9 protein-coding genes, 1 rRNA gene and 1 pseudogene are annotated in these 11,014 nt (G+C 69.2%); 1 reads left to right on the forward strand and 10 read right to left on the reverse strand.

Going from position 1 to position 11,014, the window contains the following annotated elements; all coding sequences use genetic code 11:
* The 3 genes from ACWEH3_RS34830 to ACWEH3_RS34840 all read right to left on the reverse strand — a co-directional run.
* Positions 1-811: copper transporter (locus ACWEH3_RS34830; RefSeq protein ID WP_452358484.1), on the reverse strand; the 811-nt coding region annotated here is incomplete at its 3' end.
* 8 nt (positions 812-819) lie between these two features.
* Positions 820-2,034 carry a putative cytokinetic ring protein SteA gene (gene steA / locus ACWEH3_RS34835; RefSeq protein WP_450026199.1) on the reverse strand — a complete coding sequence of 405 codons (1,215 nt, stop codon included), beginning with the start codon at positions 2,032-2,034 and terminating at the stop codon, positions 820-822.
* 238 nt (positions 2,035-2,272) lie between these two features.
* Positions 2,273-2,860, reverse strand: coding sequence for a hypothetical protein (locus ACWEH3_RS34840; RefSeq protein WP_450026197.1), 588 nt, complete (start codon positions 2,858-2,860; stop codon positions 2,273-2,275).
* A gap of 443 nt (positions 2,861-3,303) precedes the next feature.
* On the opposite strand from ACWEH3_RS34840, the gene ACWEH3_RS34845 reads away from it, so the two are divergent.
* Positions 3,304-3,723, forward strand: a complete 420-nt coding sequence (locus ACWEH3_RS34845) for an SRPBCC family protein (RefSeq protein ID WP_450026195.1) — start codon at positions 3,304-3,306, stop codon at positions 3,721-3,723.
* A gap of 9 nt (positions 3,724-3,732) precedes the next feature.
* Here the strand turns inward: ACWEH3_RS34845 and recN are convergent, their stop codons facing one another.
* From recN to rrf, 7 genes and pseudogenes are all read right to left on the reverse strand, one after another.
* The gene (recN, locus tag ACWEH3_RS34850; protein ID WP_450026193.1) at positions 3,733-5,517 is read right to left on the reverse strand and encodes a DNA repair protein RecN; all 1,785 of its coding nucleotides are present in this window, start codon (positions 5,515-5,517) and stop codon (positions 3,733-3,735) included.
* Entirely contained in the window at positions 5,495-6,454 is a 960-nt protein-coding gene (locus ACWEH3_RS34855; RefSeq protein WP_450026191.1) for an NAD kinase, read from the reverse strand. The genes recN and ACWEH3_RS34855 overlap by 23 nt, the downstream gene beginning before the upstream one ends.
* The gene (locus ACWEH3_RS34860) at positions 6,451-7,272 is read right to left on the reverse strand and encodes a TlyA family RNA methyltransferase (RefSeq protein ID WP_450026189.1); all 822 of its coding nucleotides are present in this window, start codon (positions 7,270-7,272) and stop codon (positions 6,451-6,453) included. The genes ACWEH3_RS34855 and ACWEH3_RS34860 overlap by 4 nt, the downstream gene beginning before the upstream one ends.
* A gap of 1 nt (position 7,273) precedes the next feature.
* Positions 7,274-7,576 (reverse strand): hypothetical protein, encoded by a 303-nt coding sequence (locus tag ACWEH3_RS34865; RefSeq protein WP_355080718.1) that lies wholly within the window; start codon positions 7,574-7,576, stop codon positions 7,274-7,276.
* A 13-nt stretch (positions 7,577-7,589) separates the two neighbouring features.
* Entirely contained in the window at positions 7,590-8,480 is an 891-nt protein-coding gene (locus ACWEH3_RS34870; protein WP_450026187.1) for an HAD-IIA family hydrolase, read from the reverse strand.
* Positions 8,481-9,197: 717 nt separating this feature from the next.
* Positions 9,198-10,274, reverse strand: a pseudogene (locus ACWEH3_RS34875) (hypothetical protein); the annotation flags it as partial.
* Between the two features lie 653 nt (positions 10,275-10,927).
* A 5S ribosomal RNA gene (gene rrf / locus ACWEH3_RS34880) occupies positions 10,928-11,014 on the reverse strand; the annotation flags it as partial.

An 11,014-nucleotide genomic window follows, 5' to 3' on the forward strand; every position in this document is an offset into this window, starting at 1 on the left:
CCCACGACCCCAGTCCCGACTGCTCGACTTCCCCGCGCCCTTCCCCGCACTTCCCCGGACAGCCCTCAGCGCCCGCGCGACCGGCGAGCACCACTCCCGCACCCCGGCCGCGCAGAGCGCCCGCGAAGCGCGCGGTATTCGAGCCAGCGCCGTCCTGGGCCGCGGCGGCGCCATCGCCGGTGATCACGACCGCGAGCTGCGCGGGCCGCACCGGTGTGTCGCCGTAGGCGAGGAAGCCGCCGCCGCGCAGGGTCTCCAGAACCAGCCCGAGTTCCTCCGGGGTGCTCCGGGTTTGCCCGTTGGCCGGATCGAGCAGCAGCACCAGGCCGAGCAGATCACCGGCCATACTGCCCTGGTCCACCGCGCCGGTACGCAGCTGCGCCCCGGCCGGGATGACGTTCGTGACGGCCGTGCGCATCCGATCGCCTTCGCTGCCGTCGGCGAACGCCTCGGTGAACGCGATCCGTCCCGTGACGCCCGCGCCCGCGGCCGCGAGCGCTCTGGTCACCGCGTCGACGTCCCCGGGATCGGCGTCCGGGGTCGTGAACACGACGACACTGCGGTCGGCCAGCGCACCGCCGAGAATGCGGCCCGACGAACCGGCGATGAACCGGTCGGCGGCCGCGGTCTGCTCGTCGAGCAGGCGGTTCCGCTCGGTCAGTGCATCGACCTGCTGCCGCAGGTCGGCCTTGTCCGCACGCAAGCCCGACAGCAGATCGGCCGCGAGCGTCTGGGATCCGAGCACCACACCGATCGCGAGCGCGAGAAAGATCGCGACGATCGAGATGGCGTGCTGGCGCATCGAAATCATCGTTCTCCTCAGAATTCTCGAGCTCCGACTTGCCCCTGCGCCCACCGCGCGAAGCGGTTCCAGTTGTCCACACCCCAGTCCAGGACGTCGCCGCCGCTGTTGGACGCCAGCAACACGACGATCACCGCGACCAGCGCGGCGAGCACCACCAGCGCGATGGCGACTCCGGACACGCGGTTGCGGTACAAGGTGGCCACCGCCTTGGCGTCCATCAGCTTCGTGCCCACCTTCAGCCGAGTCAGGAAGGTGGCCGGATTGCTGTCGCGGCGGCCCCGGTCGAAGAAGTCGTCGAGCGAGGCGGGCGCTCCCGCGGTGACGATCAGCGCGGCTTCGTGATGCTCGGCCAGCAGCAGCGCCAGATCGGCGGGTGAACCGGAGGACGGGAAGGTCGTCGCGCCGATGCCGAGGTCCTGGATGCGTTCGAGCCCCTTGGCGTGGCCATCGGTGTCGGCGGGCAGGATCACCTCGGCGCCGCACTTCATCGTCGCGGTGGTGATCTCCTCCGGATCGCCCACGATGACGTCGGGCCGGTATCCACGCCTGCGCAGGGTGTCCGCGCCGCGCCCCACCCCGATCAGGATAGGGGCGTATTCCTTGATGAACGGCTTGAGCCGTTGCAGGTCCTCCGCGTGGTCCGGGCCGTCGGCGACGACCACCACGTGCCGTTGCTTCATCACCAGATCCAGTTCCGGGACGCCGAACCCGTCGATGAGCAGCGCGCTCTCGGTCCGGATGAATTCGATGGTGTTGCCCGCGAAGGCCTCGAGGTGATCGGCCAGACCGTTGCGCGCCTCGATCATCCGCTCCGCGATGGCAGGCCCGGTGAGCTCGATGCCCTCGACGAGCACCTCGGGTTCCTTCTTGATCAGCCGATCGGCGTAGACCACGCCACCATCGACGCGGACCTTGACACCGTCTTTGATCCGCTTGAACGCATCCGAACTCACCGTGTCCAGCAGCAGGATCCCGTGGGACACGAGCGCCTCGGGGCCCAGGTTGGGGTAACGGCCGGAGATGGACGGCGAGGTATTGATCACCGCGCCGACGCGTGCCTCGACCAGCCGGTCGGCGGTCATCCGATCGAGGTCCATCTCGTCGAGGACGACGATGTCGCCCGGCCCGATCCGGCCGAGCAGCCGCCGGGTGTTGCGATCCACCCGGGCCGTCCCGATCAGACCAGGAAGCGTTTCGGTGTTTCTCGACAACAGCGCCGGCATCTTCATGCAGCGATGATGACCGCAAACCCTTAACCATTGGTGGAGGCGCGCCGTCTCACACAGGCCCGTTCGCTATCACGCTATGTATTGGCAATCCCATTCGCCGACAACACCGCCTTCACTCGGTTCACCGAGTAATCCCTGCTTTTGTGTAGTGAGGCAGCGATTTCTGCCGAAGGTCTACCATCAAGCAATCCCCCACGATCGACTCACTCAGCAATCAATTTGCGAATGCCGCTTCGAGTCACACCGACGGCGCGGCACAAGTGCGCTTCCAATACATAGCGAATATCTCGCTACTCATCACCGGAAGCGATCCGGTGCGGAGCGACTTCGACAGCACGCGAGGACTCACGGCGCCCATCGCTGCGACGGAGTTCGCGCCTGGATCACCGGTCAGCACCACTTCGCCCGCGGACGGCACACAGTCCAGCCACTGCCGTCCGGGTTGGGCGCGAGACCAGGCCGTTTCGCCAGAGCCGTCGCTCGCACCACTTTCGTCGGGTCGCGGCATGTTCTGCCGGTGATACTCACGCAGGGCATGCTGATGCTCGTTCTGCCGGAGCGGATTCGGGTCGGAGTGCCGGTATCCGAACGGATCGATCTTGTGCCACCCCGTCGAGTCGCCGTGCGAACCCGAACGCCCTGAGTGATCGGAGCTCGACAAGGACTCCGCGGCAGCGCCGCCCGCCGCGGCGACCGTTCCCGCGGCGAGACCGGCGAGGAGCAGGGCGAATGCCCCCTTCTTCGACCTTTCCCGGCCACCTCCGGTCGCCGGGCCGCGGCGACCCGCTTCCTGCGTCGCGATCGTCACCGTAAGAACACTGCGCATGATGGCCCCTTTGCCTCGGCGCTTCCCATGTTCAGCGGAATTCAGCCGCCGGTCAGTTACTGACTTCAATAGTAGGTTACTAAACGGACATTACGGACATAGATTCCCTCGATATCTACATCCGCCGCGAAAATTCCTGATACACAACCCTTTTACTGCAGCGGACTCCCATCGCCTCTGGGCCATCCTCGGGTCCGGCAACCGAGATCCGCATCCATGACTAGATATTTCACGGAGGTCACCAGTAGATCGGACCGGTTACGCGTTCGACGCTCGTCGTCACCGCGCATCGACTCCGAGACTTCACACCCGCGCGGCAGCCGCGCGGAACACCGGCCACCCGAACGGCTCGCCGCCGATTGTGATGCGGACGACACGATCACCGAGCCGCGCCCGCTGTAGCTATATGCTGCCCGTCACACGTAACTGGAAGAGGAGAATTTATGGCCAGCACCACCGTCGACGCCGTCATCGCCGCCCCGCGTGAGGTCGTGTACCGGCTCTTCGCCGACCGCGAGAGCATCAGCCCCTACGTTCCGGTGCAGGTCAAGCTGGTCAAACCCGGCCTGACCGAGCGGGAGGGCGTCGGCGCGCAGCACCTCATCGGCCTCGGCCCGGTCGGTGTCACGGAGGAGATCACCAAGCTCGTTCCAGGTGAGCGAATGGAGTACAAGATCGTCAAGGGCGCGCCGGTGAAGCGGCACATCGGCATCGTCACCTTCGCCGACGCCGACAACGGCACTCTCGTCTCCTACACGATGGAGTCCGATCCGTCGCTTCCGGTGCCGGCCAAGGTGCTCGAGTTCGGTTTGAAGAACCTGATCGGCCAGTTCATCAAGGGCGCGCAGAAAGCGGTGCGCTGACCCGCGCGCTCAGCGCGTGGCCGCCTCGGCGCCCGCTTTCTCGGCGCGCGCCGTCGCCAGCAGTTCCTCCGCGTGTGCCCGGCCGGTCTCGGTGTCGTCGAGACCGGCCAGCATGCGCGCCAGCTCCACCACCCGCTCGTCGTTTGTGAGCGCACGGACGCCACTGTTGACAGTGCCCTTGCCGTCGTCGGATTTGTCGACCACCAGGTGGGTGTCGGCGAACGCCGCCACCTGCGGCAGATGGGTCACCACGATCACCTGGTGGGTACGTGCCAGCCGGGCCAGCCTGCGGCCGATCTCCACCGCGGCTCGCCCGCCGACGCCCGCGTCGACCTCGTCGAACACCATGGTCGCTCCATGCTCGGACCCAGCGAGCACCACCTCCAGCGCCAGCATCACCCGGGACAGCTCACCGCCGGACGCGCTCTTGCTCAACGGCAACGACTGCGCGCCCGAATGCGCGGCCAGCCGGAACTCTGCCTCATCGACGCCAGTGGACCCCGCGTGCAATTCCTTGCCGTCGACGGTGAGCGGCGCCGAGTCCTGCGCGCCCGCGAGCATCGGCCGCACCTCGACCTCCAGACGCGCCTTGCCCATGGCGAGACCACCCAGCTCGGCACTCACCGCGGTCGCGAGCTTGCCCGCCGCCTTGGTCCGCGCGGCGCTCAGCTTCTTCGCCGCCTCCCGCACCCGTTCCGCGGCGGTGTCCACCTCGGCGGCCAGCTTGGCCAGCGCCTCCTCGGAAACGTCCAGCGAGCCGAGCCGGGTACGCGCCTCCTGCGCCCAAGCCAGTACGCCATCGATGTCCGGCGCGTACTTCCGGGTCAGTGTCTTCAATTCCGCCTGGCGGGTGAGCAGCGAATCCAGCGCACCCGGATCCGAAGGCAGGTCCGAGAGATACCCGCTCAGCTCGGTGGTCACGTCGACCACCACGGCGATGGCATCGGCCAGGCGCGGCGCGAGCGCGACCAGCGCCGGATCGTCGGCGGCTTCGATGCGGGCGCGCGCGGCGCCGAGCGCCTCCAGCGCGCCGGAACCGTCCTCGGGCGCGTCGGCGGGCCCGGACAGCGCGCCGTGCGCGGTGGCCGCCGCCTCCCGCAGCGAGTCCAGATCGCTGAGCCTGCGCACCTCGTCGACGATGCGCACGTCTTCGCCGGGTTCCGGCGCGACGGCGTCGATTTCGTTCAACGAGTGCTCGAGTCGCTCGGCCTCGAGCGCCAGTTCCCGGCTGCGAGCGGTCCGTTCGAGCAGTTCGGTGCGGGCGTCGAGCCACGATCGGCGCAGCACCTGGTATTTCCGCAGCAGCGGACCCACCGCGTCGCCCGCGAACTGGTCCAGTGCCGACAACTGCTGGTCGGGGCGCTGCAAACGCAGCTGATCGTTCTGCCCGTGCACGGTCAGCAGGGGCGCGGTGAAATCGGCCAGCACCGAGGCCGGGACGCCGCGGCCACCGAGATGCGCACGCGAGCGACCGTCGCTGCCCACCGTGCGGATCGCGATGACGCTGCCGTCGTCGTCCTGCTCGGCCGCGGCCGCCTCCAGTACCTGCGCGACCTCCGCGCAGGCGGCTTCGTTGACGTCGTCGATGGTGAACCGGCCCTCGACCACGGCACGGGACGCGCCGAGCCGGACGCGGCCCGCGTCCGCGCGCGCACCGCTGAGCAGATGCAGGCTGGTCACCACCATCGTCTTGCCCGCGCCGGTCTCGCCGGTCAGGCAGGTCAATCCCGCGTGGAACTGCGCGGTCGCCGTGGAAATGACGCCAAGCCCGTCAATCCTGATCTCTGTCAGCACTTGTGCTCTCCGTTCGCCGTCGGCCACGCCAGCCTGTCACGGGCAATTGGAACTTACGCACCATCCGGTCGGCGAACGGTGCGGAGTCCAGCCGCACCCAGCGCACCGGTTGTGCGCCGCGAACCGCTTCGACCCGTCCACCGCTGGGCAGTGCGAGCGTGCGCCTGCCGTCCAGGAAAACTATCGCATCGTGTCCGGTCGCCACGGACTCGACCGCGATCCGGGAATCCGGGCTGGTCACCAGCGGTCGCGCGAACAGGGCATGGGCATTGCTCGGAATCACCAGCAACGCTTCCAGTTCCGGCCACACCACCGGGCCGCCCGCGGAGAAAGCGTAGGCGGTCGATCCGGTCGGTGTGGAGATGAGGATGCCGTCACAGCCGAACGACGAGACCGGGCGGCCGTCGACTTCCAGCACCACTTCCAGAACCCCCATGCGCGAAGCGTTTTCGATGCTGGCCTCGTTCAGCGCCCATCCGCTATCGACGACCTCGTCCTCGATCCGCACGGTGACGTCGATGGTCATCCGGTGCTCGATCGTGTAATCACGTCGGACCACCTGCGCGAGCGCCTCGTCCAAGTGCTCGGCCTCGGCCTCGGTGAGAAAACCGATGCGGCCGAGATTGATCCCGAGCACCGGCACCCCGGCCGGGCGCGCCAACTCGGCGGCACGCAGGAACGTACCGTCGCCGCCGAGCACGAGCACCATCTCGCAGCCGACCGCCGCCTCCGCGCTGTGCTCGACCACGCGCACCGGAAAACCGCCCGGCTCGGACTCGAACCGCGTGCTGTCCGCTTCGTCGGCGAGTACACGCAGGCAGATGCCCGCGTCCGCGAAGATCTTCGCCACCCGGTGGGCGGTTTCGATGATCTCCGCGCGACCGGGATGCGACACCAGCAAGATCTCCCGGCCGCAGGGCTGGGCCAGAGTGTTCACTGTGGACCCTCCTCAACCGCACGCTCGACCAACGCAGCGACCTGCTCACCGTCGTATTCGAACGGCCCGTCGTTACGCAACCACAAGAAGTATTCGACATTGCCGGACGGGCCCGGCAGCGGGCTCGCCACGACACCGGCGGTACGCATGCCCAGTTCCGCGGCCGCGGCCGCCACCGTGCGCACCGCCTCGGCGCGCAACGCGGGATCACGCACCACACCGCCCGAACCGACCCGCTCCTTGCCGACTTCGAACTGCGGTTTCACCATGGGCAGCAGGTCGGCGCCCGGCGCGGCGCACGCGGCCAGCGCGGGCAGCACCAGGCTCAGCGAGATGAACGACAGGTCGCCCACCACCATTTCGACCGTGCCGCCGATGGTTTCGGGCGTCAGGTTGCGCACGTTGGTCCGATCGAACACCCGGACCCGCTCGTCGTTGCGCAGGCGCCAGACCAGCTGGCCGTAGCCGACGTCGACCGCGACGACCTCCCGCGCTTCCCGTGCCAGCAGCACGTCGGTGAAACCGCCGGTCGAGGCGCCCGCGTCCAGACAGCGCTTACCCGCTACGGACAACCCGTCCTGTTCGAACCGCTCCAGCGCCCCGAGCAGTTTGTGCGCACCGCGCGAGGCCCACGACACCTCGTCGGGCTCGTCGCGGACCACCAGCGGGGTGCCCGTCTCGACGGCGGTCGCCGGCTTCACCGCGACCGTTCCAGCTATCAGGACGCGGCCCGCGCCGATCAGCTCGACCGCGTGTTCTCGCGATCTCGCCAACCCGCGGCGAACCAGTTCGGCGTCCACCCGCGCGCGTCTGGCCACCTCAGATCTTGTCCACCGTGGCCAAGGCCTGTACCAGCACGTCATGTGCCTGCTCCAGGATGCGAGCGCGACGGGTGATGTCGACTCCGGCTTCGGCGCTGTCGGTCGCGACTCCGCTTCGGCCGGGGAAGTCGAGTTCGGCGAGCAGGCTGTCGACCTCGCCGCGGATTCGATCCGGATCGGCAGGCTCCGGGCGCCCTTGCGCACCCGGCAGGTGCTGACCGGGCAGTGGGGCCCCTGGGCGGGGACCCGGTGCACCGGCGCCCGTACCGGGGCCGTGCGGACGAGGCGTTGGAGTAGTCATCGTGGCGTCAACGCTATCGGATTTCCGAATCGGCCGCGCGGACCGTCACAGCTCGCCCCGGGTTGCGCTGAAGCATTGCACCGAGATCGGTTTCCGGCTCGGCGGCAACGACCGCGTGGTTGAGGGCGTCGAGCGAGTCGGCGACATATGTCGGGATCTGCCCGTCCGGGGCTTTCCGCAGTTCGTCCAGCGTGCTGACACCGGTGAGCACAAGCAACGAGTCCAGACCGACACGGTTGGCGCCCTCGATATCGGTGTCGAGGCGGTCGCCCACCACCAGAGCGGAGCGGGAACCGGCCCGCACGAGCGCGTCCTCCAGCAGCGGCGCATACGGTTTGCCCGCGACGATCGGCTCCCGATCGGAGGCGGCGCGCAACGCCGCGACCATCGCACCGTTACCGGGCGCGAGGCCGCGTTCGTTCGGCAGGGTCCGGTCGGTGTTGGCCGCAATCCACAGCGCGTCCGCACGCAGAGCGTAGGCGGCTTCGGCGAGGTCCGGCCAAGAAGTGTGGGGTGAATGTCCTTGCACCACAGCGGCGGGCGCGTCCCCGTCGAAGCGCCGGATCGGCCGCAGTCCGACGCCGTCCACCTCGGCGGCCAGGTCGTCGGTGCCGACCACCAGCACGTGCGCACCGGGGTCGAGCCGCTCGGCCAGCAGCCGCGCCGCTGCCTGGGCGCTGGTCACCACGTCGTCGGTGGACGCGGGAAACCCGAGTTCGGACAGATGCGCGGCCACCACCTGCGGTCCGCGGCTGGCGTTGTTGGTGACGTACACCAGCCGCTGGTCCGCCTGCCCGTCCGCCACCAGTGCTTCCGGCGCCCCTTCGATCACCGCGTGACCGCGATACAACGTGCCGTCCAGATCCAGCAGCAGGGCTCGGTAGCGCTCTCGTAGTCGCTTCACACCACTCTCACTCCGTGTCACCGATCGGCGCCGCGCCGACGCATCACCGGCGGACCTCCGTCCGCCGAGTCCGAGACACCGACACTACGCCAGCGAGCGGACCGGAAAGACGTGGCGTCAGCCACTCCCGTGACGTCGGATCACATACCCCGGCGGCGGTTTCCGACCAGCGGCCTCGTCCTCGATACGTCCGCGTCCGCCGGGCAATTCGCTCGGACTCGGTATCACCGGGAGCGACCCGGACACGGGGTGAGGTCGCGCAGTCGAAATCGCCTCCGCGCGACGTCGACAGGCTGCACACCCCGAACGATTGAGGTCCGCATGCGCAGTGTTCTTCCGGTGACGATCGCGACAGAGGGAGCGGGTCGTCGCGGCCCGGCGACCAGAGGCGGCCGGGAAAGGTCGAAGGGGGCATTCGCGCTGCTCATCGCCGTCTCGCCGCAGGAACGGTCTCCGCGGCCGACAGAGGGCACATTCGGACGGCCCATGATCCGCCTCGACCAGGCCGAGTCGCGGCGACGACCTCGCGGGACCGGCACAGCATGGGCACCACAGCTTCCGAATACCGCAAGTCAGCGGTCGCGTCTCGGGTTGCGCATAAGCCACGAAAGGGCCTGCGCGCACGGCATCCGGTTTCTCCAGTCGAGACCGCGCCGCCCGCGATCCGCCATGACGGGCCGCGGAGGGTAGCCCGCCTCCGCGGCCGCGATCGCAGGTTCAGATGTCGGTGTCGCCCGTGAGTTCGGCGGCGCGTTCTTCGGCGTCCGTCTCCGCGTCCAGGTCGGCGGAGGCGGCGTTCAGGAACCAGGTGAGGCCCTCGTCGGTTCGGCCGGCGGCGACCAGGGCGTCGGCGTAGGCGTAGAAGAGGCGGGCCGCGGCCGAGCCCGTCCGAGACGGGTCGAGATCGGAGGTCTGCAGGGTCACGACGGCCTGGTCGTACTGACCCAGGTCCATGCGCGCGCCCGCCACGACGATGCGCAGTTCGGCGGCATCGTCACCGCGCAGGGCGCGCGCCTCGTCACTGCGACCGAGCTCGATCGCGCGCTCGGGACGCCCCAGGCCGCGCTCGCAGTCGGCCATGACGGCGAGCAGCCCCGAGCCGCCGGACATCCGGCGCGCGGTACGCAACTCCGACAGGGCCTCCGCCCATTCACCGGCGTGGTAGGCCACCACTCCCGCGGTCTCGCGCACGACCGCGATCCGCCCGGCGCGCTGCCGCGCCGCCCTGGCATGCGCGAGAGCAAGCCCGGGATCGTCATCGAGGAGACGCGCCGCCATCACCAGGTGCCGGGCGACCGTCTCCGCATTGCCTTTGTCCAAGCTGAGCAGATCCCGCCGCACTGCCGAGTCCAGATCGGTCGCTTGCACCTCATCCGGCAGATCGGGTTCTTCCGGGCGCGGCGGGCGGCGGTCGAGCGAACGGCCTCCGCCGGCACGGGCACCTTCGCCGCCCCGGCGGCGTTCCTGCGGCGCCTCGCCACGCGGTGCCGATGCCTCGCGGCCCCCGTCGCGCCGGCCTTCCCGGTCCGGTCCTTGGCGACCGCGATCGTCGTCACGGCGCTGGAAACCGGACTCACCACGCCGTCCGGCGTCGCCGCGCTCCTCGTAGTCGCCGCGCCGCTTGAACGCACCCCGCTCGCCCGTTTCGCCGCGGCGGGCATCACCTCGATCGCCGAAATCGTCACGGCGACGGTCGGATCCACCGCGCGGGGAATCACCACGACGGAATCCGCCGCGACTACCGGAATCGCCGCCCTGGCGAAAACCACCCCGCGATTCATCGCGCCGCTCTTCGGAATCACTCCGGCGTTTGAAGCCGCCGCGCTCGCCGGAATCCTCGTACCGCTTGGGGCCACCGCGGTCTCCCTGGCCGCCTCGACCGGCGGCGCCACGGCCAGTGGGCTCGTCCCGCCGCTGAAAACTCCCGCGCCTGGGCGCGTCACCGCCGCGACGAAGACCACCCGTGTCACCGGGCCGGTCGCCGGAATCCCGGCGTCCGAATCCACCGCGCTCGCCACCGCGCTTGTCGTAACCGCCGCTGTCGCCGCGACGATCGGACCCGCCGGAATTGTCGCGGCGCTGGAAAGTGCCCCGGTCGGACGAACCCTCCCGTGCACCGTAACCGCCCGAATCACCGCGCCGGCCGTAGCCGCCGCGTTCCCCGGAGTCACCACGACGGTTGAATCCCCCACCGCGGCGGCCCGCGTCCTGGCTGTCGCCTCGCCGGCCGGACCCGGAATCGGGAGTGCCGCGCCGGAAGGGCTTCCGATCGTCGTTTTGTTCCGGCACGGTGCTCCCTTTCTTTGTTCCGCGAGAAGTCTGTATCCCCACAAATTGAATCACGCACCTGGGGTGGGGCGCGGGCACGGCGAGTTCGCCGGAGCACCATCGGGTGCTCAAATGCGGATAGGGGACCCAGAGTCTGGGTCCCCTATCACAAAAGGATGTTCCGGCGGTGTCCTACTCTCCCACACCCTGTCGAGTGCAGTACCATCGGCGCTGGCAGGCTTAGCTTCCGGGTTCGGAATGGGACC

The sequence above is a fragment of the Nocardia sp. NPDC004718 genome (assembly GCF_053601535.1).

Bases quoted from the DNA above. Each gene is read 5' to 3' on its own strand.
- ACWEH3_RS34845 (WP_450026195.1), top strand. From the start codon at position 3,304: ATGGCCAGCACCACCGTCGACGCCGTCATCGCCGCCCCGCGTGAGGTC.
- ACWEH3_RS34840 (WP_450026197.1), bottom strand. From the start codon at position 2,860: ATGCGCAGTGTTCTTACGGTGACGATCGCGACGCAGGAAGCGGGTCGC.
- ACWEH3_RS34865 (WP_355080718.1), bottom strand. From the start codon at position 7,576: ATGACTACTCCAACGCCTCGTCCGCACGGCCCCGGTACGGGCGCCGGT.
- steA (WP_450026199.1), bottom strand. From the start codon at position 2,034: ATGAAGATGCCGGCGCTGTTGTCGAGAAACACCGAAACGCTTCCTGGT.